The organism is Agromyces sp. SYSU T00194 (assembly GCF_040496035.1).
In the GTDB taxonomy this organism is placed as follows: domain Bacteria; phylum Actinomycetota; class Actinomycetes; order Actinomycetales; family Microbacteriaceae; genus Agromyces; species Agromyces chitinivorans.
Genome location: NZ_JBEPJZ010000001.1, coordinates 1,101,165 through 1,125,773, shown reverse-complemented (window position 1 = coordinate 1,125,773; position 24,609 = coordinate 1,101,165). Strand labels below are relative to the sequence as shown.

The following is a 24,609-nucleotide window of genomic DNA, read 5'->3' as shown; positions in this document are numbered from 1 at the left end:
TACGGTGTCGTCGCCGACCGCCACGTGCGCGGTGGGGGTCGCACCCGTGCACGATCGACGCCCGCGCAGCGCCGTACGATGGTGGCCATGCAGAGTGTCGCGGCGGCCCTCGCCCGGCTGGGCGAACTGGCGGCCTCGCCGACCGTGTCGCGCCTCGCCGGTGCCTTCGAGGCCGCCGGGCACGAGCTCGCACTGGTCGGCGGTCCGGTGCGCGACGCCTTCCTCGACCGCGGCACCAACGACCTCGACTTCACGACGGATGCCACGCCGGACGAGATCCTCGCGATCGTCGCGCCCATCGCGCAGGCGCACTGGGACATCGGGCGCCGATTCGGCACGATCGGCGCGAAGATCGCCGGCGAGCAGGTCGAGATCACGACCTACCGCACCGACGCGTACGACGGCGAGAGCCGCAAGCCCGAGGTCGTCTTCGGCGACTCGCTCGAGGAGGACCTCACCCGGCGCGACTTCACGGTCAACGCGCTCGCGCTCCGCCTCCCCCGCCTCGAGCTCGTCGACCCCTCGGGCGGTGTCGAGGACCTCCTCGCCCGTACGCTGCGCACGCCCGCGCCACCCGAGCGCTCCTTCGGCGACGACCCGCTGCGGATGCTGCGCGCGGCACGATTCGCGTCGCAGCTCGGGTTTCACGTGGAACCGGGCACGCTCGCGGCCATGGCCGAACTCTCCGGGGCCATCGAGCGCATCTCCGCCGAGCGCGTGCGCGACGAGCTCACGAAGCTGCTGCTGACGGATGCGCCGCAGCCGGGCATCCGCCTGCTCGTCGACACCGGGCTCGCCGACCGGGTGCTGCCGGAGGTGCCCGCGCTGCGGTTGGAGGTGGACGAGCACCACCACCACAAGGACGTCTACGAGCACTCGCTGACGGTGCTCGACCAGGCGATCGACTACGAGGCCTCACGCGGCAACCTCGACTCCCCCGACCTCGTGATGCGCCTCGCCGCGCTGCTCCACGACATCGGCAAGCCCAGGACCCGTCGCCTCGAGCCCGGCGGCGCGGTCTCGTTCCACCACCACGACGTCGTGGGCGCCAAGCTCGCCCGCAAGCGGCTGCGCGCCCTGCGGTTCGACAACGACACGATCGCCGCGGTGGGCCGGCTAATCGAGCTGCACCTGCGCTTCTTCGGCTATGCCGACGCCGCGTGGACCGACTCGGCCGTGCGGCGCTACGTGCGCGACGCGGGCGACCAGCTCGAGCGACTGCACATCCTCACCCGCGCCGACGTCACGACCCGCAATCGCCGCAAGGCCGACCGCCTCGGGTTCGCCTACGACGACCTCGAGGAGCGCATCGCCGTGCTCGCGGAGGAGGAGGAGCTCGCTGCGGTGCGCCCCGAGCTCGACGGCAACGAGATCCAGGCCGCACTCGGCATCCGTCCGGGCCGCGAGGTCGGCGAGGCGTACCGGTTCCTGCTCGAGCTGCGGCTCGACGAGGGGCCGATCGGGCCGGATGCGGCGCGCGAGCGCCTGCTCGCCTGGTGGGCCGCCCGCGACGCGGGCTGAGGAGCGCGATCTCCCGAGACGCCGCGGGCGCGAGCGTGGAGAGTGCCGTTTTCAGGAACGGGCCGGAGAGGCCCGCATGAGATCGGCGCATGCGAGCGAGCCACGCACCTTCGTTGCATCCGCTCGTCAGCTGGCGCACGACCGTCGCATCTGCCCACCGACGCTCCTGAACAGCGACCGCACCCCGCGGGGGATCGGCCCGAATGGCGGCCCGATCGGGCTTCCGTTACACTGGACAGGTTGTCTGCGCGCCCGAGTCCGGGCCTCCGCAGTTCGACGCATGAACACCCTCCTGTCGCAGAACGTCTGCGACCGCCGAGTCCGAAGGAGGTGGGTCTGTCATGCACCAGTACGAGTTGATGGTGATCCTCGATCCCGCGATCGACGAGCGCACCGTTGCTCCCAGCCTCGACAAGTTCCTCAACGTCATCCGCACGGATGGCGGCACCGTCGACAACGTCGACATCTGGGGCAAGCGTCGCCTGGCCTACGAGATCGACAAGAAGTCCGAGGGCATCTACGCCGTCGTCGACTTCACCGCCGAGTCGGCCACGACCAACGAGCTCGACCGCCAGCTGAACCTCAGCGAGGCCGTCATGCGCACCAAGGTCCTCCGCGCGGAGGAGGCGATCGCACAGGTCGCCGCCGCGAAGAAGGCCGACGAGGAGCGCGCCGCCAAGAAGGCAGCTCGGGCAGCGAAGAAGGACGCCTAGTCCCATGGCAGGCGACACGATCATCACCGTTGTGGGCAACCTCACGGCTGACCCGGAGCTGCGCTACACGCAGTCTGGCCTCGCGGTCGCCAACTTCACCATCGCATCAACCCCCCGCTCGTTCGACCGTCAGGCGAACGAGTGGAAGGACGGTGAAGCACTGTTCCTGCGTGCGAGCTGCTGGCGCGAGTTCGCCGAGCACGTCGCAGGTTCGCTGACCAAGGGTTCCCGGGTCATCGCCCAGGGCCGTCTCAAGCAGCGCTCGTACGAGACCCGCGAGGGCGAGAAGCGCACCGCCATCGAGCTCGAGATCGACGAGATCGGCCCGAGCCTGCGCTACGCGACCGCACAGGTCACGCGCGCGCAGTCGAGCGGCGGCGGACGCGGTGGCAGCTACGGCGGCGGCGGGGGCGGCAACTCGTCCTCCGACGACGCGTGGGCGCCGAGCGCACCGGCTGCGGCGTCGGGCGACGTCTGGAACACGCCCGGCACCAACTACGGCGACGAGACCCCCTTCTAGGTCTGCCGACGGATGCCTCGCCACGAGGCATCCGCTCAACGAAACGTATTTCATTCCCAGGTAAGGAACAGCAATGGCTGGAAAGAGCAGCGGCGACCGCCGCAAGCGCGGGAAGGGCCCGAAGAACGCGGCCCCCGCGAAGTCGATCAAGGTCGGCGTCATCGACTACAAGGATGTCGCCACCCTCCGCAAGTTCGTCTCGGAGCGCGGCAAGATCCGCGCCCGTCGTATCACCGGTGTCTCCGTGCAGGAGCAGCGCCTCATCGCCCGTGCCGTCAAGAACGCACGCGAGATGGCCCTGCTGCCGTACGCGGGCTCGGGTCGCTGAGAAGGAGGCCGGAACAATGGCAAAGGTCATCCTGACGCACGAGGTCAACGGCCTCGGCACCGCCGGTGACGTGGTCGAGGTCAAGAACGGCTACGCACGCAACTACCTCGTCCCGAAGGGCTACGCGACGCCGTGGACCCGCGGTGGCGAGAAGCAGGTCGAGCAGATCAAGTCCGCGCGCTCGGCGCGCGAGCTGCACTCGCTCGAGGACGCGCGGGCCCTCAAGGCCTCGCTCGAGTCCACCAAGGTCAAGCTGGCCGTCAAGGCCGGCTCCGAGGGTCGCCTGTTCGGCTCGGTGAAGTCCGCGGACGTCGCGGCCGCCGTGTCGGCCGCCGGCCTCGGCGAGGTCGACAAGCGCAAGGTCACCGTCCCGACGATCAAGTCGATCGGCGAGTACGAGGCCGGCGTGAAGCTGCGCGACGAGGTCATCGCGACCATCACCCTCCAGGTGATCGCCGCGAAGTAGCGCGACGCACGTACACGAAGCGGCGGGCCGGATCTCCGGTCCGCCGCTTCGTCGTCTCCGGTCCGCGGCGGGCCTTCGACGTGCCCGGATTCCTACACCCGGACACCGCGTTCCGCAAGCTGGTTCGGCCCGATTCGCGTGCGCATTTGTGCACAGCCCACACCGTGTTCGTAACCCTCAAGTCACAGTCCAGACATTTCTTCTCCACACAGGTGTGGGAAACCATATGAGCCGATCAAATGCCATTTTCGCAGAGAACTTTCTTCGTTCTCCACAGGTTTCCACACATTCTTTGCACATGGCGCCCGGCGTTTCGCCCAAGTTCCCCACAGCGTTGTCCACAGGCTGGCTTGTGCCCCGTGGGAGCGCGTCCATAGGGTGAATCTCCGTCGCCGGATGGGGGACCGGCCGCAACGCTCGGGCCCTCTGTCTGTCGTCGCTGGTACCACTGGAAGCAGCGCGGAAATCGCGTCGCCGGACACAACACGACATCGAGGAGGCCAGGCGTGACGATCGCCCATCTCGGCATCGCCGAACCCCGCGAGCAGCAGGGCGACGCACGTCAGGGTCCCGAGCGCACGCCCCCGCACGACCTCCTCGCCGAACAGAGCGCCCTCGGGGGCATGATGCTCTCGAAGGACGCGGTCGCCGACGTCATCGAGACGCTCCGAGGCCCCGACTTCTACGTGCCCAAGCACGAGGTCGTGTTCGACGCCATCCTCTCCCTCTACTCGCACGGCGAGCCCACCGACGTCATCGCCGTCACCGACGAACTGACCAAGACCGGCGAACTCGGCCGCGCGGGCGGCGCCGAGTACCTGCACACGCTCACGAGCCTCGTGCCCACAGCGGCCAACGCCGGCTTCTACGCCGAGATCGTCGCCGAGCGCGCCATGCTCCGGCGCCTGGTCGAGGCGGGCACCCGCATCGTGCAGCTGGGCTACGCCGGCGAGGGCGAGGTCACCGACCTGGTCAACGTCGCCCAGTCGGAGATCTACTCGGTCACCGGCAGCGTCGAGAGCGAGGACTACGTGCCGCTCACCGAGGCGGTCACCGTGGCGATCGACGAGATCGAGGCGGCCAAGCACACCGACGGCAAGATGACCGGCGTGCCCACCGGCTTCGCCGACCTCGACGACCTGACGAACGGCTTCCACCCCGGCCAGATGATCATCGTCGCCGCGCGTCCCGCGCTCGGAAAGTCGACGCTGGCCCTCGACTTCGCCCGGTCGGCGTCGATCCACAACGACCTGCCCACGATCTTCTTCTCGCTCGAGATGGGCAAGTCGGAGATCGCCATGCGACTGCTGTCCGCCGAGGCATCCGTGCCCCTGCAGTCGATGCGCAAGGGCACCGTCGACAGCCGCGACTGGACGACCATCGCCTCGACCCGGGGCCGCATCAACGACGCGCCCCTCTACATCGACGACTCCCCCAACATGACGCTGGTCGAGATTCGCGCGAAGTGCCGGCGCCTCAAGCAGCGCGTCGGCCTCAAGATGGTCGTGATCGACTACCTGCAGCTCATGACCAGCGGCAAGCGCGTCGAGAGCCGCCAGCAGGAGGTCTCGGAGTTCTCGCGTGCGCTGAAGCTGCTCGCCAAGGAGCTCCAGGTGCCGGTCATCGCGCTCTCGCAGCTCAACCGTGGCCCGGAGCAGCGTGCCGACAAGCTCCCCGCCATCAGCGACCTTCGCGAGTCGGGCTCGATCGAGCAGGACGCCGACATGGTGATCCTGCTCCACCGCGAGAGCGCCTACGAGCGCGACAACCCCCGCGCCGGCGAGGCCGACCTCATCGTCGCCAAGCACCGCAACGGCCCGACCCGCACCGTGACTGTCGCGTTCCACGGCCACTTCTCGCGCTTCGCGGACATGGTGCAGACGTAGTTGTACCTGACGGGTGACTGAACAGATTGCCTGACCACCGCCAGCTGGGTTGTCGGAGTCCGCCGTTCCGACAATCGCGAAATACTCGGGACTAGTGTCGTATCCGAGCTTCGCCGTTCGTGGACTGGGTAGGCGGTCCTCCGGATCGTCGCGACCGAGCAGCCGACCTGGCTCTCGTTCCATGGGAAGGAGACGACATTGCCGAACTACCTGATCGCATTCAACGACGAGTGGGTGCCGCAGCAGACCCCCGATCAGCTGCGCGCCAAGAGCGAGGCGTCGATGGCCGTGCTCGAGGAGATGAAGACGGCCGGTGTCTTCCTCTTCGCGGACGGAGGGATCGACGCCTCTACTGCGGTGTGCAGCGTGGTGAGCGAGGACGGCGTTCCGATCTTCACGGACGGACCGTTCGTCGAGAGCAAGGAGCATCTCGGCGGGTTCACCGTGGTGGACGTGCCGAACGACGAGGCGGCTCGCTACTGGGCAGGGCGTCTGGCGGTCGCGCTGGACTGGCCGCAGGAGGTGCACCGGTTCCCTTCCGGCGTCACCGAGATCGTCGACCGACAGCAGGCTGACCTGATGGAGTCGTGACCGCGCGTTCTGTCGACGAGACCATCGCCCGCGTCCACCGCGAGGAGTGGGCGCGGGTGGTGGCCGGCCTCGCCCGTCGATTCGGCGATCTCGACCTCGCCGAGGACGCGGCGGCCGATGCGTTCGTCACGGCGGTGGAAAGGTGGCCGCGGGATGGGGTGCCACCCAATCCCGGCGCGTGGGTCACCACGACCGCGACACGCAAGGCGATCGACAGGCTGCGCCGACAGTCGCGCCGCGACGACAAGCACCGAGCCGCGCTCATGCTCTCCGATGACTCTCCTCCCGAGCCGACCGGGCCGGTCGAGGACGACCGTCTCCGCCTGATCTTCATCTGCTGCCACCCCGCACTCGTCATGGAGGCCCGGGTGGCTCTGACGCTCCGCCTCGTCGGCGGACTGACCGTCACGGAGATCGCCCGCGCGTTCCTCGTGCCGGAGACCACCATGGCGCGACGGATCACCCGCGCGAAGGCGAAGATCAAGGCGTCGGGGGTTCCCTATCGGATTCCCGCGGTCGCAGACATCCGGAAGCGGCTGCACGGCGTGCTCGCGGTGATCTACCTGATCTTCAATGAGGGCTACCTGGCCACCTCGGGCGAGAACCCGGTGCGGGCCGACCTGACGCAAGAGGCGATTCGCCTGTGCCGCCTGGTGCGCGTGCTCATTCCCGACGAAGGAGAGGCGACGGGCCTGCTCGCCCTGATGCTCCTCACCGAGGCGCGACGCGACGCGCGCTTCTCCCGCGCCGGTGAACTGGTGACCTTGGCCGAGCAGGACCGCGACGCGTGGGGCCGGGCCCAGATCCTCGAGGGACACACGCTGGTGCGCGAACGGATTGCCGCCGTCGCCAACGGCGCGGAGCAGCCGGGTCGGTATCAGCTCCTGGCCGCGATCAGCGCGGTGCACACCGACGCCCCATCCGCCCGCGACACCGACTGGTCCCAGATCGTCGCCCTGTACGACCGCCTGGTCACGCTCGACCCCTCCCCGATCGTGCGACTCAACCGCGCGATCGCGGTCGCCGAGGTGGACGGGCCCGCTGTCGCACTCGCCGAGATCGAACCGCTCGGCGACGTGCTCGACGGATACCACGCCTTCCACGTCGCGCGCGCCGAGCTCCTCCGCCGGGTCGGCGGGCGGAGCGAGGAATCACGGACGGCCTACGACCGAGCGATCCAGCTCGCCGGCACCGCCGCTGAGCAGGCGCATCTCACCCGGCGGCGTGACCAGCTCGTGGGTGAGAGGCGCTCGCAGGTCGAGAGCAGGCGCCTAGGCGACGGGGATGCGTGATCGCTGCCGTGCGACTACCTGCCGCACGACTGCGGAGGCGAGGCGGTCGACAGCGACGACGGCGAGCGCGATCACGGCGAGGATGAGGATGACGCGTCCGAGCGCGGCGAACATTCCGTCGAAGCCGGCCACGGTCGGGTCGAGGAAGGGATACGGGTAGCGGTCGTTCACCGCCGGAAGCAGGGTGCCACGCGCGATCATGACGATCGCGTACCCGATCGGGTACAGCAGCCACACGAGGGTGTCGCGCCAGCGGACGAGGCCGTGCGGGCCGAACGCGAGCCAGTCCAGCAGCACGAGGATCGGCGACACGTAGTGCAGCATGAACAGCCCGATGTTGTCGATCGCGACGACGGGGTCGGGGTCGAAGAGGCCGGGGATCGGGTTCACGCCGCGGTTGTTCAGGAAGTGCGAGATGAGTGCCGTCGTCATCAGCCAGAACGTGACGGCGCCTCGGAGCCGCGGTGCCGGCGCGACGGCAGTCTTCCGCTGCACCATGAGCACGAGTGCGGTGATGAAGTACCCGAGCGCGATGAGGCTGCTCTGACTCGTGAAGAACGGGAATCTCCGTTCCCCGAGGAGGAGCCCCGAGACGATGACCATGACGATCGCCACGCGCACGCCGAGTGCTGCGTAGCGTGAGGCGGGATGCATGGGCCCTGCAATCTCCTCGTTGAGCGCGGTGGACAGGAGCACGCTAGCAGTACGTGCGGCGCGCTGACCGAGCGCTCAGGATGCGGGCTGGATGTCGACCGCCAGGACGAAGAACTGCGTGAACTGCGCGCTGGAGAAGTTGTTGTCGCTGATGATCACGAGGGTTCGCCGCCCGTCGGGAAGCATCGGCCCGAAGGTCATGCCTTCGAGGTTGTCCACCGGGACGCGCGTATCGTCGAACGCGAACACCTCGGACTGCGACACCGGTGTGAAGGCGATCGGCGAGCCCCCGTCGTAGAGCGCGTCGACATCGAGGACGTTCGTGGCGCCGGCCGTGGAGATCTGCTTCAGTACGACGACGTTTCCTGTGCCGTTGCCGCCGACACCTCCGACCGAGAAGGATCGCTCCATCACGAGCATCGTGCCCACGTTATCGATCGGCAGCACCTCGACGATCCCGTTCACCCCGAAGATGTCCGACGGCTCGGCCCAGGGGCCGACCTCGTACACGTATTCAGCGACCGGCGAGCGATGCGACAGGTCGTACTCGAGGATCCGCGCGAGGCTGCCGATGCCGAACGCCGATGCCGGTCCGTCCTGGGAAAGCGCGCCCTCGGCGGCCGTGACGAGCCGGCGCCCGTCGGGCGTGAGGTTGAGACTCTCGAATGACAGGTTGAAGCGCACTCCCCGATCGGTGCCGTCGGGGATGTAGTGATCGGGGATGGGGAGCTCCGCCGTCGGCGTGCCGCTCGGGTTGTAACGCCGGATGAACGGATCGACGATCGGATCCCCATCGAGGTCGCCCTCCGACGACAGGAAGAACGATCCGCCCCGCGAAATGGTGAAGCCCTCGGGATCGACGCCGCCGGGCGCGAACGCCGACTTGGCGTCATCCCAGAGCTGCGACACACCGAGGAAGGTGAGGCCCGCTTCGTTGAAGGAGCCATCGGAGGGCTCGATCGTCAGGGTGTAATACCTCACCGGATCGCCAGTCTCGCGATCGCCCTGGTCGTCGGACAGCGCGTAGTACACCCCCCGCCCGTCGTCGTATGTGATGCTCGACAGCCCTCCGATCTCGGTTCCGCCGAAGGACGTGCGCGACGGGAGGATCCACTCACCGAGGATCTCGACGCCGACGACGGTCATCGCGCCACCGTCCGGCGCCGCCCCCGCCGGTGCGATCGCCGACGCTCCGAGCCCAAGTACGAGTGCGGACACGGCCGCGATTCGGGTGTGGATGTTCATCACTGGCCCCCTCGCCACGACGGACCCATCTGGCCGAGTCCAGTCTGACGCGGGTGTCGAGAACGCGCCAGCCCGGATTCCGGACTTCGCGGGTCGCTGCGACGCATCCAGCCCTACGGCGAGAGGAGCTCGCGGCGAACCATCGCGGCGCTCCACCGGCCCAGCACGGCGCCCGCGACGGTGTCCGAGATGTGGTGCTGGCCACGGTAGACCCGCGAGAACGCGATCGCTCCGGGAATCCCGTACCGGAGGAGGGGCCCGAGGAGCCGCGCGCCCCGGGCGCCGTGGCGATCGATCAGGTCGGCGAGCGTGCCGTGCAGCGCGAATGCCGCCGCCGTGTGCCCAGAGGGGAAGGACGACGTCGCGTGCGGCTGCTCCGGGCGCCACACCCGCTCGGGTCTGGGCCGTTCCACGAGCGCGGCGGATGCGACGAAGCACGCCGTCTCGAGGATGAGTACCGCGGCCGGGGCGACCGTAGAGCGCCAGTCGCGCGTCGACACCCAGGTGAGGCCGCACCAGATCAGCCCGTTCGCAATGGTCTGGGGCACGCCGGAGTACCACGAGAGCGGCCCGGTGACGCGGTCGATCGGCTCGCGTGACCCGGTCGTGCCCGAGGAGCCGGCCCCAGCCGCGGCATCGTCGTCGTGCGGATGGTGGCCGAACGCGTCCTGCAGCGAGCGCACGGCCCGGTCCTCACGTGGGTCGTCACCGCCGAGGAGCCGAATCGCCCGACCGGTCACGGCGAGCACGGCGATCGCACCGAGCGCCGGCACCACGACGGTTCGGAGCAGCGGCATGTCCGGAGCCTAGTGCTGCGGCTCACGTCCACGCATCACCGCGGCCGCGCACCCGGAACGGTCATGCACGGGGGCGACACGTGCTTCGGCCGTCGTCTCGGTTCGGAGGACGCTGTGATCCTCACAAGCGATCGGCGACTCGGCGCAACCACGGCTCCCACTCCGTGAGCGCGCGGGCCTGAGCCGCTGCCGGTCGGTCATCCCCGTGGGCGGACAGCGCCTGGAAGCAGATGGTGTTGAGAAGCCCACCGAGGATGCCGATGTCGCGGACAGATTCCCAGCTCGAAACATCGACTCGTTCGCCCAGCCGCTGGCGAAGCCGTGCGTCGTAGCGCCTCACCGCCTCCTCGACCGGGTACGGGCGCTCGAGCGCGGTCCAGCCGAGGAGGTACCCGAGGTCGATCGATGACACGGTGGCCAGCGGGCGACCCCAATCGATGAACGACACCCGTGGAACGCCGCCGCGGCGTCCGATCGCGACATTCGCCGGCCGGATGTCGCTGTGGACGAGGGTCGAGGGGCCGGCCTGCAGGGCGGCGGTGATCGGTGCCGGGTCATCGTTGAGCGCGCGCAGCTCGCGCACCAGCGCAGGATCCATGATCGCGGGGAGGCGATCCCAGCCCTCATCGATGAGATCGAAGACCCAGCTGTCCAATCGACGCCGGTGCTCGGCAGCCCTCCCGGGCGAGGTGTGGGACAGGAATGCCTCAGCCGAACACAGCCCCAACGCCTCGTCGGGGAGCGCGGGATCCCCCCAGAATGTCGCGTGCATGGCGGCCATCGCGTCGAGCAGAGCGTCGAAGCCGCGCACACTCATCGGCACGCCCGGCGCGAGGAGATCCGAATGCAGGTTCGGCATCAGCACCGCGTAGCCGTCGTCCCAGTCCGCGCAGGCGATCACCGCGGCATCGACCTCCGGAGGCATCCGATCGATCACACCCTCGGACCACACCGTGACGGCACGGTGCCGATCGTCCGCGGTGATCATCGCGAGCCAATCGCGGTCCGAGTCGACGATCTTCAGGAACAGGCTGGGCGTCGGCTCGTCGTCGATCGCGACGCTGAAGAATCGTGCGTCCGTCGACGTGTCCCCACCCTCTATCGCAACGGTCGCGACCGAGGTCGCCGGCCGCCCGAGCGCCCGACTCAGCTCCGACGGGTCGAGCAGCGCGTCGACGCTGGGAAACGGAACGTGCTGCGGCATATCCGCCTCCCCGACATCAACCCGGCGCTCGCACCCATCGTAGGGGTGGGCGTCCCCCGGTACGGGGCGACAAGAACCGGGAGGGAGGGCTACAGTCATGCGCCATGGAGGAGAAGCGCATCCCGTCGTGGATCGGTGCGTCGACCATCGCCATCGCCGTGCTCGTGGTGGCGTCCAGTCTGCTCGGGCTGCTCCTGCCGTCCGTCTACGCGCGTGAGGTCGAGCACTGGAAGCTCCAGGCGTGGGGTCAGGACGTCGGGAACCTGGTCTCCGCCGTAGTCCTGATCGTCGGGATGCGACTGTTGCAGTCGCGCCGTTCGATCGGTGTGCCGCTCTGGCTCGGCGCGCTCTTCTACGTGCTGTACGCGTTCGTCATCTACGCCTTCGGCGTGCACTTCAACGAGCTCTTCCTGCTCTACACGGCGATCCTCGGAATCTCGGTCTTCACGGTCGTCTTCTCGATCCCCGTACTTCGGAACCAACCGAAAGTGCCGAAGGGGCCCCGCGTGCTCGCAGGCTGGGCGCTCCTCACCCTCGGCATCCTGTTCGCGCTGCTGTGGCTCAGCGAGATCGTGCCCGCGCTGCTGTCGGGACGGACCCCGGTGAGCATCACCGACGCCGGCCTGATCAGCAACCCCGTGCACGTCATCGATCTTGCGGTAGTGCTGCCCGCACTCTCCGCGACGGGGTGGTTGACGCTCAAGGACCGCTCGTGGGGGCTCTTCCTCGCCGGGCCATGGCTCGTCTTCGCCGTGGTGATGGCAGCAAGCGTCGTCGCGGGTTCGCTGTTCCTCTTCGCAGACGGGGCGACCGAGGCCGTCGTGCCGGCCGTGCTGCTGTCCCTCGTCGCGCTCGCCGGCGCCGTGGTCGCGACCCGGCTGATCCGGGCACTCGACCGGGCAGACCTGTCGGCATAGCCGGGCGACCGCCCTTCCATTCACGGCGGCAGGCGATCACACTGGAGAAGTCATCATCGAGTGACGAGGGGGTCACGATGAGCGTCTATCGAGTCATCGATGTCGTGGGTACGAGTGCGACGTCGTGGGAGGAAGCGGCCAGGGAGGCCATCAGCACCGCCGAAGGGTCGCTGCATGACCTGCGCGTGGCGGAGGTGGCGAAGCAGGACGTGGTGATCGGCGAGGACGGCGCGCTGGTGTACCGCACGCGAATCCAGCTCTCCTTCAAGTACAAGCCGGAGTAGGCCGAACGGGTCCGCCGAACGGGAGTTCGGTGACGGCGCTCAGTCGTAGGCTGAGCGCATGATGGCGCGCGCGGCGGACATGCGAGCATGCCCGACGTGCGGCGACCCAATGCGATTCGAGATCCTCGACGACGAGCGATTCCTCGTCGCGTGGTCGTGCGTCGACTGCGGCCTGATCCGTACGACCGAACCCTCGTAGCGGACGGCCGATACCGGCCGTGGCCGGGCGCCGAAGCAGCTCGGAGCGTCCTGCGCCGCAGACGACCCCTGTTCAGGGGACCCCTCGATGGAGTACGTTCAAGCCCAAGTGCAACATCCGAACCAAGGGGTCCGTAGCCGCAATGGAGCGGTGTAGGAGGGGAAGCACCAATGAACACGCGTTCGCGGGTGAAGTTTCTTGCAGTCGCAGCAGTCGCAGTACTCGGCCTGACGGTCGTGCCGACCAGCGCATTCGCTGATCCCCCGGAGTCCTCACCCCCGGAGCAGTCGCAGGCGGGTGGCCGCCTGGACCTCTACGAGTTCGACGCTCCCGCGGACGTGGTCGCCGCGCTGATCGCCGACGGCTACGACATCGTCGGGACCGAGCCGAACGACGACGGCAGCCTGCATGTCTCAGCCGTCATGTCGCCGGCCGAGGCCAACAAGGCGCACAAGGCCTACGACATCGAGATCGACCTCACGCGCAACAAGGACGGCGTGCCCACGGTCGACGCCGCCTTCGAGGAAGGCGACGACGGCTACGAGGTCTACCGCAAGTGGTCCAGCCCGGGCGGACACAAGGCCGAGATGGAACACCTCGCCCAGCAGTACGACGACCTGACCGAACTCATCACCATCGGCCAGTCGGTGCAGGGCCAGGACATCTACGCCATGCGCGTGACCGAGAAGGCCGACACCAAGAAGGCGGGCTCGCGCCCGGCGGTGCTGTACATCTCGAACCAGCACGCGCGTGAGTGGATCACCCCCGAGGTGAACAGCCGCCTGCTGAACTACGTCCTGTCGAACTACGGGAGCGACCAGCGGGTCACCGACATCCTCGACTCGACCGAGCTGTGGTTCGTCATCTCGGCCAACCCCGACGGCTACGACTGGACCTTCGAGGAGGGTCAGCGCCTGTGGCGCAAGAACCTCGCCGACAACAACGGCGACGGCGAGATCACGACGATCGACGGCGTGGACCTCAACCGCAACTTCGCCACCAACTGGGGGTACGACAACGAGGGGTCGAGCGACAACCCGAGCGGCCAGACCTACCGGGGCACGGCGCCGCAGTCCGAGCCCGAGACGCAGGCGATGGACGACCTGATGGGGTCGATCGACTTCGCGTTCATGGTCAACTACCACTCCGCAGCGGAGCTGATCCTCTACGGAACCGGCTGGCAGGTCGACAGCCCGAGCCCGGACGACATCGTGAACATCGCGCTCGCGGGTGACGACGCGAACCCGGCGATCCCGGGCTACGACCCCGATCTTTCGGCCGAGCTGTACATCACGAACGGCGACACCACGGATCACGCCGGCGACGCGCACGGGATCATGGCCTACACGCCCGAGCTGGCGACGTGCCAGACGGCGCTCGGCTACGAGGAGAGCACGCTCCCCGACGACTATTGCGACGGTCGCTCGCAGTTCGAGTTCCCCGACGACGAGACCCTCGTGCAGGTCGAGTTCGAGCACAACCTCGACTACGCCCTCTCGATGGCCGAGTCGGCCGCCGACCCGGCGAACCCGGTCTCGTCCCTCGGCCTCGTGGCCGCGGACTTCGAGGTGCAGGAGTTCGAGGAGAGCTGGGGCGACTCGCAGGAGGTCGCCGTCTGGGCCAAGCGCGAGTTCAAGCAGCTGCGCATGCACAGTTCCGTCAACGGCGGACCCGTAGCCACGAAGGCGGCCGGCGAATGGGCCGGCGGCGAGGTCTACGGCGACGAGGGCAACCTCTGGTACGGCGAGTATCGCGCGACGGTGACGGGGCTCTCGGCGGGCGATTCCGTCGAGGTGTGGTTCAGCGCACTGGACACGCCGTCCGGCGGCGGCGCCGCGAATGCGAGCAAGGTCGAGAGCGACCACTTCACGTTCGACGTCTCGGCTGAAGCGACCGGCGCCGACGTGCTGATCGTCTCCGACAACAGCCCGGGCACCGGTCTGGGCGGCAGCGCACCGCTCCAGTACCTCGACTACTACACCGATGCGCTCGACGCCAACGGCGTGAGCTACGACGTGTACGACGTGGGGGTCACCGGTCCGGCGCCGAGCGCCACGGGCATCCTCAACCACTACGACGCCGTGATCTGGTACGAGGGCGACAAGCTCGTGACCGACTACCAGGGCGGGCTCGACACCACCCTCCTCGCGCACGAGATGAACATGGTCATGCGCGACTACCTCAACGAGGGCGGCAAGGTGCTCGCCACCGGCAAGAACGCCGGATTCGAGGAGTTCTTCCCGCTGGACTACGGCACCAACGGGGCACCCGACGAGGTGTGCCACGGCGGCGACTGCCTGGTGATGACCGACGACGTCTACCAGTACTGGTTCGGCGCGAACAGCCGGGCCCGTCGCGGCGGCCTCGCGGCCGACGGCACGGCGCTCGACGTCAGCGGCAACGGAGGCGTCTTCGACGGTTACACGTTCGGGCTCGACGGCGGCGACAGTGCCGACAACCAGGGCGCTCCGGGCGCCGTCTCCACCGGCACCGCGTCGTTCATCGTCACGTCGAGCGTGCTCCCCGAGAGCGAGTTCCCGCAGTTCGCCTCCGAGCGGTTCGCCAGCTGGGACGTCGGGGGCCTCACCCCGTACGAACCGGTCACTGGCGACTGGCAGATGGCGACCGATCATGCGGATGCCGCGTACAAGCGACTCTCGCGCACGATCGATCTCACGGGAGCGAGCACGGCGAGCCTCGAGTTCCTGACCTCGTACGGCATCGAGGCGAACTGGGACTACATGTTCGTCGAGGTCCACACCGTGGGCCAGGACGACTGGACCACGCTGCCCGACTCGAACGGCCACACCGGCACCGGCACGGGCGACTCCTGCGCGTCGGGTTGGGCCACCGAGCTGCATCCGTTCCTGTTCCACTACCAGGACCTCGCCTGCAACCCGGTCGGCACGACCGGCGAGTGGAACGCGGCGACCGGCGCCTCCGATGGCGTCGAGACCTGGTCGATCGACCTGTCCGCCTACGCGGGCAGCGAGATCGAGGTGTCGATCAGCTACGCGACCGACTGGGCGACGGGCGACCTCGGTATCTTCGTCGACGACGTCACGGTCGACATCGACGGCAGCCCGACGACCGAGAGCTTCGAGACCGACCTGGGTGCATGGTCGGTTCCCGGGGCTCCCGAGGGCAGCGCCGGCAACGCGAACGACTGGAAGCGCGTGGGCGTGCTCTTCGAGGTCGCGGCCATCGTCGCCACGGACGACACGCTGCTGTTCGGCTTCGGCTTCGAGGGCATCTCGACCCAGGCGGAGCGCAACGAGGTGATGTCCCGCTCGCTGGACCACCTGCTCGGCTGACAGGCGACCGCACCGCCCGAACGGGGCGGGTCCACCCGGGAGACCGGGATGGGTCCGCCCCGTCGGCCGTCGTCGGGCGCGCTGACGGATGCAGGCGGGTCGCGTCGACATCCCGGTGTCGAGAAGCCCGAGTCGGCGCTAGCCTGACCCCGTGGACATGGAGGAGGTCTTCACCGCCGTCGCCATCGGGTTCGAGGCCGCCGGTGCGGGCGCGATGATCGTGGGCGCGGTCATCGCGGTGGTCCTCGCGATGCGCGCACTTCGGCGCGGCGCCGGTGGGCACTCGGCGTACCAGGTGCTGCGCACGACCCTGGGCGCGGCCATCCTGCTGGGCCTCGAGGTGCTCGTCGCGGCCGACCTGATCCGCACGATCACGTCGAAGCCGTCGCTCGAGGACGCGGCGATCCTCGGACTGATCGTGCTCATCCGGACGGTGCTGTCGATGTCGATCCAGATCGAGATCGAGGGGGTGCTCCCCTGGAGACGAGCGCTCACCACGAGCGGAGGCCAGTTGCTCGGCGAGGCCGTCTCGCGCGAGCTGCGCGGGTCGCGACCGGCCGCGGACGGGTGAGCCGCTCGGCGTCGGGCGGGTGGCACCGGATGCCGCTGCTCAGCCGGCCTCGGTGACCGTGACGAGCGTGCGCTGCCAGCCCGTCGAGCCGTCGGGCGCGATCGGCGCCGGCTCCTCGGTCTGCAGCGTGCCGGCGCGGTCGGTGGCGCGCACCGTCAGGTAGTGCGTGCCGGGCTCGGCGTCCCACTCCAGTACCCACTGCACCCACGTGTCGTCGGCGAGCGCCTCGGCGAGCGTCGCGTCCTGCCAGTCGCCGTCGTCGATGCGCACCTCGACCCGCGCGATGCCGACCGTCTGCGCCCACGCGACGCCGGCGATCGGCACGCGACCGGCGGCGACGGCCGCGCCGAGCTTCGGGGTGTCGACCCGTGACGAGAGCTTGATCGGGGCGGTGGCGCTGTAGCCGCGCGGGGTCCAGTACGCCTCGTCGTCGGCGAAGGTCGTGACGCGCAGCTCCGTCAGCCACTTGGTCGCCGACACGTAGCCGTACAGGCCCGGCACGACCATGCGCACCGGGAAGCCGTGCTCGAGCGGCAGCGGCTCGCCGTTCATGCCGACCGCGAGGATCGCGTCGAGCCCGTCGTCGGTGAGCGATGCCAGCGGCGTGCTCGCGGTGAACCCGTCGACGCTGCGCGAGAGCACCATGTCGGCACCCGCACGGGGCCCGGCGAGCCGGAGCACCTCGCGCACCGGCACGCCCAGCCAGATCGCCGTGTCGACCAGGTCGCCGCCGACCTCGTTCGAGACGCAGGTGAGCGTGATCGCGTACTCGTCGAGGCCCATCGCGACCAGCTCGTCGAAGCCGAGCTCGACCGGGCGCTCCACCAGCCCATCGATCGTCAGGCGCCAGGTCGACGGATCGACCCGGGGCACCGAGAGCGCGGTGTCGACGCGGTAGAAGTCGGCGTTCGAGGTGATCAGGGGGCTGAGCCCGGGAATGTCGAGCTGCGCGGCACCGGGCACCGCGACCCGCGAGCGCGGAGCCGGCAGGCGCAGCGCCTCACGTACCGCGCCGACGGCACTGCTGCCCAGCCGAGCCGCCGCAGCCCCGGCGCCGACCAGCACGGCGGAGACCGACGCGATCGCCGTCGCCCGGAGGAACGACCGGCGGGCGATGCCGGGAGAGGCATCCGTCGGCGGGTCGGCCGGCTCAGGGGCATCCGCTCGGCGCAGCAGTCGCGCGAGCAGCACCAGCACGCCGACGCCCACCGCTCCCCCGACCACCGGGGGCACCCAGGCGAGCGCGCCGGTGCCGGCGCGGGTGACGGCGGCGGCCGTCGCGAGCGCCGCGCCGACGACGAAGGCCGCGGCCCCCCACCCCGGGCGCCGCACCTCCAGCACGCCCGCGAGCGCCGCTGCGACGCCCGCCGCCACCGCCACGCCGACCAGCAGCACCGGCTTGTCGGCGGTGCCGAGCGTCGTGATCGCGAGTTCCTTCAGCGGACGCGGCACGACGTCGATCACGAACGCGCCGATCGCGAGCAGCACGCTCGCGTTGCGTGCGAGGAGCACCGCGACGAGCTCGGCGGCAGCCAGCAGCGCCCCCGCGCTCACCACGCCGATGGTGGCAGCCCATGCCGTGCGGCGGCGGGCGGGTGTCATGCGCATCTCGTCCTCCCTCGATTCGGCGAACGACCGCCGGGCCGTGGTCCGGCTCCGGCGGTCGTCCGTGTGGTGCGTCGTGCGCGGTGTGCGCGTCGTGCCTCAGGAGGTCGGCAGGAGCACCGAGTCGATGAGGTACACGGTCGCGTTGGCGGTCTGCACGCCGCCGCAGATCACGCTCGCATCGTTGACCATGAGGTCGTCGCCGCTGCCGGTGACCTCGACGTCCGAGCCCTGCACGGTCGTCTGCGTGCCGACGACCTCGTCGGGGGTGAGCTGTCCGGCGACCACGTGGTAGGTCAGGATCGACGTCAGCAGCTCGGAGTCGGTCTGCAGGGTGGCGATCGTGTCCTCGTCGATCATCGCGAAGGCGTCGTCGACGGGCGCGAAGACGGTGAACTCGTCGCCGTTGAGCGTGTCGACGAGGTTCACGTCGGGGTTCAGCTGGCCGCTGACCGCCGCCACGAGCGTCGTGAGCAGCGGGTTGTTGGATGCCGCGGTGGCGACCGGGTCCTGGGCCATGCCCGCGACCGATCCGGCGCCATCGGGCACCGCCTCGGCGTAGGCGGCGCAGCCGGGACCGACGAGGTTCGCCGCCGGGTCCATCTCCTCCATCTCGGGGGCGGACGACTCGACGCTCTCGCCTGCGGTGTCGTCCATCGAGTCGGTGCTCGACCCGGCCGAGCAGCCGGTGAGCGCGAGCAGGGAGAGCGCGACGACGGCGACGCCGCCGGTGAGGGTGTTCCTGGTGCTGGGCATGATGTCCTCCGGGATTCGTCGAGCGCGGGGCTCGGCCGTGTCCGCCCGGTTCGGGGCGGCTGCGCGATCTGCGCGTGACAGGGGTTCGGCGCGCGAACGGATCGGGATTGGATGCGTCGCGTTGCCGGGTCGAGCGGCGAGGCGCTCGCTTCGGATGAGTGGGCGCGCAGCGGGCCGCCGCCCGGCTCCGACCCCGGGTCGGGCACCTGTGCTCTCGCGTCTGACGAGCCCGGGTATGGCGATTCGGCACCCTACTCCGAGAGGTCGCGGGCCGTTCGCCGCACCGGTCGCACGTACTGCGTGCACCGGTACACGCGCCGGTACCTCGTGCGAAGCTCCGCCTCGTCCTCGATGCGGCCGTGGACGAAGGCGGAGACCGGCATGCTCAGGCGCTCGGGCGTGGCGAAGCCGGTGTCGTCTTCGCCGTCTGTCAGGTACACGTGCAGGTAGCGATACTGCTCGACGAAGCCGTTGCGTCGGTACCAGCCGTTCGCGGCGACGTCCTCCCGCGTCCACGCGTCCAGCGACGTGGCATCCGTCTGCTGCAGCTCGGTCAGGGCGACGTGCAGCAACGCGCTGGCGATGCCCTGGGCCCGATGATCGGGGTGCGTGGCGATGGTGTCGATCGTCGCGGCATCACCCGCGATCTCGATGTCGAGGATGCCGACGAGATCGCCCGCGGGCGTGACCGCCACGAGCGAGATCGACGGCTCGGCCAGCACGACCCGGTGCGGCTTGACGGCGTCGTAGTACTGGGTGTCGAGGAATGCCAGGGCGCGGCACCGCACCCAGTCGCGTTCGTCGGAGGGTTGGTAGGGGCGCACGCGGAACGGTGCGGAGTGCGTGGTCATGCGAGTGATCCTTGTCGTCGAGCGCGCAGGGGCCGGCGGATGCGGCGGACAGCGCAGTGGGTGAAGTGAGCGAGGCGGCTCATCTCGACGTCATGCGACCAGTATGCCGCGCCGTGCTCCCGGTGCGGGCGCTCGCCGCGCAGTCCCACACTGCGCGGAGGTACTCGGGGGCCGGGTCAGTCGTCGAGTCGCTCGGTCCAGATCGGCGAGAATCCGGCGACGAGCGCCGCCGCCGCGAAGACCACGATGACGGCGACGAGCACGGGCCACTCGCCGACGAGGCCGGCGGCGAGGCCCGCCAGCACGGCGCCGACTGCGGCGGCGGTGCGGTTGACCGAGCGACGGGTCGCGTTGGTGCGGCCGAGGAGCTCGTCGGGGGTGATGCTCTGCCAGATGCCCATCTCGTTGGCGTTCTCGACACCGGCGGCGAGACCGAGCAGCCCGAGGGCGACGAACACGAGGGCGTCGCCGACGACCGGGGCGGGTGCCGCGAGCACGAGCAGCCACGCCGCCGGGTAGGCAGCGCGAGCGAGCACGACGGTGCGTCCTGTGCCGAGTCGGATGCCGGCGCGAGGCGCGAGCGTCGCACCCAGCAGGCTGGTGGCGCCGAACACCGCGAGCAGCACGCCGAACGTGAACGCCGAGAACCCGAGCGAGCGCAGGGCGATCAGCGAGAGCAGCGTCAGCGCGGCGCCGTTGGCGAGGAACCACACGTGGGTCGACCACGCCATGGGGCCGAGGGTCGGATGCCGGTAGGTCCAGCGCAGCCCGTCGCGGATCTCCGCACCCAGGTGGCGCCGGCGGGGCTCGGGCCGAGGCTCCTCGACGGGGATGCTCGCGGACAGCGCAGCCTCGACGAGGTAGCTCACCGCGTCGACGGCGATCGCCACGGGCGCGCCGAGGAGGCCGACGAGGCCACCGCCGACCGCGGGGCCGAGCGTCTGCGACGCGGCATCCGTCTGGTCGAGTCTCGCGTTGGCGTGCACGAGTCGAGTGCGCGGCACGAGCCGTGGCAGCAGCGACTGCGTGGCGGCGAACCCGAACACCGCGAACGTGCCGAACGCGAGCAGCGCGACGACCAGCATCCAGATCTCGAGCGCGCCGAGCAGCCACAGCACGACGATCGCGCCCAGCGAGAGTGCCCGGCCGATGCTCGCCCACACGAGCAGCGGCCGGCGCCGCCAGCGGTCGGCGAACACGCCCGCGATCAGGCCGACCACCGCGTAGGGCACGAACTGGGCGGCGTTCACGATGCCGACCTCGAACGGCGTCGCGCCCAGCACCTGCACGACCAGCACGGGCATGGCGACCGCGGTGACGGCCGTGCCGAACGAGCTGATCGCCGACGCGCCCCAGAACCGGGCGAACGCCGCGCGACCGGGAGGGGTCGGGTCCGTCATCCGCTCGCTCCTCCGGTCGTCGCACCTCGACAGTAGCGGCGACGCGAGCCTCGACCCGTGACCGACTCCGACCCGCGGCTCGTCGAGCTCTACGACGAGGACAACCCCGACCGAGCCCTCCCCGGGCATGCTCGCGATCAGCGCGCACAATCGGTTCGAGCGCATGGGCGAGACCGTGGTGGAGCGACTGGAGCTGCACTTCCGCAGCAGGGCGACGCTGGAGCAGCAGCTCGGGGCCGCGGGCTTCGACGTCGAGGCGGTGCACGGCGGATGGATCGGCGAACCGCTCGCCGACGCATCCCGCCTCATGGTGTTCGTCGCACGGGCCGTCGGTATCGTCGACGGGTGAGCACCGCGTACCCCGCCACCATCGCGGCCCTCGTGGAGCGCGAACTGGTCGTGCGGAAATCGCGCTTCATCGCACGGGTCGAGCCCGTGGCATCCGTCGCCGAGGCCGCTGCCGTCATCGCGGCTGTGCGCAAGCGGTACTGGGACGCCGGGCACAACTGCACGGCTATGGTCACCGGCCTGCGCGCCGACCAGGCGCGCTCGTCCGACGACGGCGAGCCGTCGGGCACTGCCGGCGTCCCGATGCTCGAGGTGCTGCGCCGACGCGAGCTCACCGACCTCGTCGCCGTGGTGACCCGCTACTTCGGCGGGGTGAAGCTCGGGGCCGGCGGGCTGGTGCGGGCCTACTCGACGGCGGTGTCGGATGCCCTCGACGAGGCGCGGCTCGTGCGACGCCTCGCGCTGACGCAGGTGCGCGTCGAGGTGCCGCACGCCGACGCCGGTCGGTTCGACCACCTGCTGCGCGACCTGGCGCAGCGCACGGGCGCGACGCTCGGCGAGACGACGTACGCGGCACAGGCCACGCTCGAGCTCTGGGTGCCCGCCGAGTCGCTGACGCGCGTGCGCGATGAAGTCGCCTCCGCATCGGGCGGCACGGTCGAGGCTGCCGTGGGCGGCGAGCGTGTCGTCGACGTGACCGACTGAGCGCGCGCGCACCAAGATGGTGTCGGGGCACTCGCCCGTCGAAACGAAGGAGCTCCCACGTGTCGAAGCTTCGCGAGGTCGCGCCGGGCGTGCTGGTCGCCACGAGCCGCAGGATGGCGACCAGCTCCACGGTGCTCGCCGGTGGAGGCGAGTCGTTGCTCATCGACCCCGCCTGGCTGCCCGACGAGCTCGATGCGCTGGCCGCCGAGCTCCGGCAGCGGGACCTGCGCGTGATCGGCGGGTTCGCGACCCACGCTCACCACGATCACCTGCTCTGGCACCCGGGCTTCGGGGACGCCCCGCGCTGGGCATCGCGCACGACCGCGGACCTCGCCGCTCGTGAGCGGAACGTGCTCGTCGAGCACCTCGGCGCCGACTTCCCGGCGCCGCTCGTCGACCTCATGGGGCGGGTGCAGGGCGTCGCCGAGCAGCTTCCGGATGCCTCGATGCCCGACGGTCTCGACCTCGAACTGCTCGTGCACGACGGCCACGCTCCGGGGCACACGGCGGTGTGGCTTCCCCGGCGACGCGTGCTCGTGGCCGGAGACATGCTGAGCGACGTCGAGCTGCCACTGCCGTTCTTCCCGGACGACCTGCCGGCGTACCGCGAGGCACTCGATCGACTCGCCCCGTTCGCGGCCCGCGCCGACATCGTCGTGCCCGGGCACGGGAGCGTCGGCGCAGACGCGCTCGCCCGCCTGGATGCGGACCGCCGCTACCTCGACGAGATGGTGCGACACGGGGCATCCGACGACCCTCGCATCGGCAACCCGGGCATGCGCGAGGAGTACGAGCACCTGCTGCGAATGGTGCGCGGCTGACCCGTGCGGTGAGCGCACACTACGCCAACGGCGAGACCACCCGGTCGTCCCACTCGAACAGCGTGAGGTGCCAGAGTCCGGGTCGCTTACGCGACGGGTCGATCAGCCCGTGCGCGCCGAGCTCGACCAGGCGATCGCGCACCTGCCAGGAGGGCGGAGTGCCGCCGTCGGCGACGATCTCCTGCCACGGTGCCGCCGCGTCGGCGGGGTCGATGTCGAGGCCGGCGAGCAGGGCGTGGTCGCGCAGGTCGACGATGCGCGTCGCCGCCACGCGGAACCCGAGCACGTCGAGTTCCGCAGACCGGGCCGACCGGTGCGCGATCATCGCTGTGGCGACGCCCTCGGGAGACGAACTGAGGTAGAGCGCGGGGGCGCCGGGCGGTGAGAAGCGGCCCGCTGCGCGCGACCCGGCGAGGGCAGCAGACCGGTAGCGGGGGTCGACGGCGCGGTAGCAGGTGCCGGTCACCGTGCAGAAGGGGACCGCGCCGCGAGCGACCTGTGGCAGGGAGGCATCCGTCGACGTCACGATCGGGACGATAGCAGTCGCCGCGGCCGGCTCTCCCCAGCCCGCGAAGACCGTGGACGGCTCGTGGAAGAATCTCGACGTCGAGATATCCCTGGAGGGTGGAATGCGACTGCATCACGTGCAGGTGTCGATGCCGCGGGGCGAGGAGGAGCTTGCGCGGCGGTTCTACGCCGACGCGCTCGGGCTCGTCGAGGTCGACAAGCCCGCAGACCTGGCGAAGCGGGGCGGATGCTGGTTCCGCGCGCTCGACGGAGAGACCGTCGTCGCCGAGATCCATCTCGGTGTCGACGACCCGTTCATCGCGGCGAAGAAGGCGCACCCCGCGCTCGTGCTCGACTCGGTGCGCGAACTCGAAGCGCTCGGCGAGCGGGTGGCGCGCATGGGCTTCGAGGTCTCGTGGTCAGAACGCACGACGTTCGACGGGTACGAGCGGTTCCACGCGAAGGACGGCTTCGGCAACCGCGTGGAGGTGCTGACACCGCGCGCGCCGCGGTAGAACGGGAGACGTCTGGCGTTCAGCACCGAGGTGTATCGTTGGTGTATGACGCGCACAAACATCGACATCGATGATGAGCTCATCGCCGAGGCGATGAGTCGGTTCGATCTGTCCACGAAGCGAGAAGCCGTCGACTTCGCGCTGCGCCGACTGGTCGGGGTGCAGCTCAGCACGGAGGCGCTCCTGGGGCTGCGCGGGAGTGGTTGGGGCGGGGACGTCGACGAGATTCGCGACGACAACGACCCGTGGCGCGAGCAGTGATCCTCGTCGACACGTCCGCCTGGATCGAGTTTCTTCGTGATACCGACGACCCCGTCGTCGCCGAGCTCGCTGAGGCGATCGGGTCCGGCACCGAGGTGGCGATCACCGAGCCGATCATCATGGAGTTGCTCGCCGGCGCGACCTCGCCGCAACTCGAGCACAGCATCGGCGCGCTCGTGAACGGACTGCCCGTCGTGCCGGTGGACGGCGAGCTCGACTATCGTGCAGCGGCACAGCTCTCCGTCGCATCGCGCCGGAACGGCCACCCGATTCGAAGTCTCGTCGACTGCCTCATCGCGGCGGTCGCGCTCAGGCGAGGGCTGACCGTGCTGCATCGCGACCGAGACTTCGAGTTCCTCGCCCAGATCAGTCCGCTGCGCACGCAGACTCCGTGAATT

At 69.8% G+C, this 24,609-nt stretch carries 27 protein-coding genes; 18 read left to right on the top strand and 9 right to left on the bottom strand.

The features are described from left to right. The first annotated feature begins 87 nt into the window (after positions 1 to 87). The 8 genes from ABZK10_RS05250 (at position 88) to ABZK10_RS05215 (ending at position 7,317) form a co-directional block, all read left to right on the top strand. Entirely contained in the window at positions 88 to 1,521 is a 1,434-nt protein-coding gene (locus ABZK10_RS05250) for a CCA tRNA nucleotidyltransferase (RefSeq protein ID WP_353808133.1), read from the top strand. Positions 1,522 to 1,862: 341 nt separating this feature from the next. After that, positions 1,863 to 2,234 (top strand): 30S ribosomal protein S6, encoded by a 372-nt coding sequence (gene rpsF / locus ABZK10_RS05245; protein ID WP_353808132.1) that lies wholly within the window; start codon positions 1,863 to 1,865, stop codon positions 2,232 to 2,234. Between the two features lie 4 nt (positions 2,235 to 2,238). Next, complete coding sequence (locus tag ABZK10_RS05240) at positions 2,239 to 2,754, top strand: single-stranded DNA-binding protein (RefSeq protein WP_353808131.1); 516 nt, start codon at positions 2,239 to 2,241, stop codon at positions 2,752 to 2,754. A gap of 73 nt (positions 2,755 to 2,827) precedes the next feature. After that, positions 2,828 to 3,082, top strand: a complete 255-nt coding sequence (gene rpsR, locus ABZK10_RS05235; protein ID WP_281883648.1) for a 30S ribosomal protein S18 — start codon at positions 2,828 to 2,830, stop codon at positions 3,080 to 3,082. Positions 3,083 to 3,098: 16 nt separating this feature from the next. After that, on the top strand, positions 3,099 to 3,548 hold the full coding sequence (rplI, locus tag ABZK10_RS05230; protein ID WP_353808130.1) for a 50S ribosomal protein L9: 450 nt from the start codon (positions 3,099 to 3,101) through the stop codon (positions 3,546 to 3,548). Positions 3,549 to 4,054: 506 nt separating this feature from the next. Next, positions 4,055 to 5,434 carry a replicative DNA helicase gene (gene dnaB / locus ABZK10_RS05225; protein WP_353808129.1) on the top strand — a complete coding sequence of 460 codons (1,380 nt, stop codon included), beginning with the start codon at positions 4,055 to 4,057 and terminating at the stop codon, positions 5,432 to 5,434. A gap of 198 nt (positions 5,435 to 5,632) precedes the next feature. Continuing rightward, positions 5,633 to 6,025: a YciI family protein gene (locus tag ABZK10_RS05220; RefSeq protein ID WP_353808128.1), complete on the top strand. Its 393-nt coding sequence runs from the start codon at positions 5,633 to 5,635 to the stop codon at positions 6,023 to 6,025. Positions 6,026 to 6,081: 56 nt separating this feature from the next. Continuing rightward, a complete protein-coding gene (locus tag ABZK10_RS05215) occupies positions 6,082 to 7,317 on the top strand; it encodes an RNA polymerase sigma factor (RefSeq protein WP_436408487.1) in 1,236 nt (411 codons plus the stop codon). Here the strand turns inward: ABZK10_RS05215 and ABZK10_RS05210 are convergent. The 4 genes from ABZK10_RS05210 to ABZK10_RS05195 form a co-directional block, all read right to left on the bottom strand. Further along, a complete protein-coding gene (locus ABZK10_RS05210) occupies positions 7,297 to 7,971 on the bottom strand; it encodes a Pr6Pr family membrane protein (protein WP_353808126.1) in 675 nt (224 codons plus the stop codon). The two genes, ABZK10_RS05215 and ABZK10_RS05210, sit on opposite strands and share 21 nt — an antisense overlap. Positions 7,972 to 8,046: 75 nt before the next feature. After that, complete coding sequence (locus ABZK10_RS05205) at positions 8,047 to 9,117, bottom strand: esterase-like activity of phytase family protein (protein WP_353809608.1); 1,071 nt, start codon at positions 9,115 to 9,117, stop codon at positions 8,047 to 8,049. A gap of 212 nt (positions 9,118 to 9,329) precedes the next feature. Next, positions 9,330 to 10,013, bottom strand: a complete 684-nt coding sequence (locus ABZK10_RS05200) for a phosphatase PAP2 family protein (protein ID WP_353808125.1) — start codon at positions 10,011 to 10,013, stop codon at positions 9,330 to 9,332. A 121-nt stretch (positions 10,014 to 10,134) separates the two neighbouring features. Further along, positions 10,135 to 11,217 carry a phosphotransferase gene (locus tag ABZK10_RS05195; protein ID WP_353808124.1) on the bottom strand — a complete coding sequence of 361 codons (1,083 nt, stop codon included), beginning with the start codon at positions 11,215 to 11,217 and terminating at the stop codon, positions 10,135 to 10,137. Between the two features lie 104 nt (positions 11,218 to 11,321). Here ABZK10_RS05195 and ABZK10_RS05190 point away from each other — a divergent pair, with 104 nt between their 5' ends. The 4 genes from ABZK10_RS05190 (at position 11,322) to ABZK10_RS05175 (ending at position 16,502) form a co-directional block, all read left to right on the top strand. Further along, on the top strand, positions 11,322 to 12,134 hold the full coding sequence (locus tag ABZK10_RS05190) for a hypothetical protein (RefSeq protein WP_353808123.1): 813 nt from the start codon (positions 11,322 to 11,324) through the stop codon (positions 12,132 to 12,134). A 77-nt stretch (positions 12,135 to 12,211) separates the two neighbouring features. Continuing rightward, the gene (locus ABZK10_RS05185) at positions 12,212 to 12,418 is read left to right on the top strand and encodes a dodecin family protein (protein WP_353808122.1); all 207 of its coding nucleotides are present in this window, start codon (positions 12,212 to 12,214) and stop codon (positions 12,416 to 12,418) included. A gap of 369 nt (positions 12,419 to 12,787) precedes the next feature. Continuing rightward, a complete protein-coding gene (locus tag ABZK10_RS05180; protein ID WP_353808121.1) occupies positions 12,788 to 15,931 on the top strand; it encodes a M14 family metallopeptidase in 3,144 nt (1,047 codons plus the stop codon). 157 nt (positions 15,932 to 16,088) lie between these two features. Continuing rightward, positions 16,089 to 16,502 carry a DUF1622 domain-containing protein gene (locus ABZK10_RS05175; protein ID WP_353809607.1) on the top strand — a complete coding sequence of 138 codons (414 nt, stop codon included), beginning with the start codon at positions 16,089 to 16,091 and terminating at the stop codon, positions 16,500 to 16,502. Positions 16,503 to 16,541: 39 nt separating this feature from the next. On the opposite strand, the gene ABZK10_RS05170 is transcribed toward ABZK10_RS05175, so the two are convergent. The 4 genes from ABZK10_RS05170 to ABZK10_RS05155 all read right to left on the bottom strand — a co-directional run bounded on the left by ABZK10_RS05170 (position 16,542) and on the right by ABZK10_RS05155 (position 21,114). Beyond that, positions 16,542 to 18,110, bottom strand: a complete 1,569-nt coding sequence (locus ABZK10_RS05170; protein WP_436408486.1) for a molybdopterin-dependent oxidoreductase — start codon at positions 18,108 to 18,110, stop codon at positions 16,542 to 16,544. 96 nt (positions 18,111 to 18,206) lie between these two features. Further along, entirely contained in the window at positions 18,207 to 18,863 is a 657-nt protein-coding gene (locus ABZK10_RS05165; RefSeq protein ID WP_353808120.1) for a fasciclin domain-containing protein, read from the bottom strand. Positions 18,864 to 19,114: 251 nt separating this feature from the next. Continuing rightward, a complete protein-coding gene (locus ABZK10_RS05160; protein ID WP_353808119.1) occupies positions 19,115 to 19,714 on the bottom strand; it encodes a GNAT family N-acetyltransferase in 600 nt (199 codons plus the stop codon). A 176-nt stretch (positions 19,715 to 19,890) separates the two neighbouring features. Next, positions 19,891 to 21,114 carry an MFS transporter gene (locus ABZK10_RS05155; RefSeq protein WP_353808118.1) on the bottom strand — a complete coding sequence of 408 codons (1,224 nt, stop codon included), beginning with the start codon at positions 21,112 to 21,114 and terminating at the stop codon, positions 19,891 to 19,893. Positions 21,115 to 21,277: 163 nt separating this feature from the next. Between ABZK10_RS05155 and ABZK10_RS05150 the strand changes: the two genes are divergently transcribed. Genes ABZK10_RS05150 through ABZK10_RS05140 form a run of 3 tightly spaced genes read left to right on the top strand, consistent with a single transcriptional unit; the run spans position 21,278 to position 22,928 of the window. Next, positions 21,278 to 21,463: a hypothetical protein gene (locus ABZK10_RS05150; protein WP_353808117.1), complete on the top strand. Its 186-nt coding sequence runs from the start codon at positions 21,278 to 21,280 to the stop codon at positions 21,461 to 21,463. After that, complete coding sequence (locus tag ABZK10_RS05145) at positions 21,460 to 22,107, top strand: IMPACT family protein (protein ID WP_353808116.1); 648 nt, start codon at positions 21,460 to 21,462, stop codon at positions 22,105 to 22,107. Before ABZK10_RS05150 ends, ABZK10_RS05145 begins: the two co-directional genes overlap by 4 nt. Positions 22,108 to 22,166: 59 nt before the next feature. Beyond that, the gene (locus ABZK10_RS05140; protein ID WP_353808115.1) at positions 22,167 to 22,928 is read left to right on the top strand and encodes an MBL fold metallo-hydrolase; all 762 of its coding nucleotides are present in this window, start codon (positions 22,167 to 22,169) and stop codon (positions 22,926 to 22,928) included. Positions 22,929 to 22,947: 19 nt separating this feature from the next. On the opposite strand, the gene ABZK10_RS05135 is transcribed toward ABZK10_RS05140, so the two are convergent. Next, positions 22,948 to 23,454, bottom strand: coding sequence for an RES domain-containing protein (locus ABZK10_RS05135; protein WP_353808114.1), 507 nt, complete (start codon positions 23,452 to 23,454; stop codon positions 22,948 to 22,950). A 103-nt stretch (positions 23,455 to 23,557) separates the two neighbouring features. On the opposite strand from ABZK10_RS05135, the gene ABZK10_RS05130 reads away from it, so the two are divergent. From ABZK10_RS05130 to vapC, 3 genes are read left to right on the top strand one after another with little or no spacing between them, the layout of a single operon-like run. Then, positions 23,558 to 23,950, top strand: a complete 393-nt coding sequence (locus tag ABZK10_RS05130) for a VOC family protein (RefSeq protein WP_353808113.1) — start codon at positions 23,558 to 23,560, stop codon at positions 23,948 to 23,950. 45 nt (positions 23,951 to 23,995) lie between these two features. Next, on the top strand, positions 23,996 to 24,211 hold the full coding sequence (locus tag ABZK10_RS05125; protein WP_353808112.1) for a type II toxin-antitoxin system VapB family antitoxin: 216 nt from the start codon (positions 23,996 to 23,998) through the stop codon (positions 24,209 to 24,211). Further along, complete coding sequence (gene vapC, locus ABZK10_RS05120; RefSeq protein ID WP_353808111.1) at positions 24,196 to 24,606, top strand: type II toxin-antitoxin system VapC family toxin; 411 nt, start codon at positions 24,196 to 24,198, stop codon at positions 24,604 to 24,606. Before ABZK10_RS05125 ends, vapC begins: the two co-directional genes overlap by 16 nt. The last annotated feature ends 3 nt before the right edge of the window (positions 24,607 to 24,609 follow it).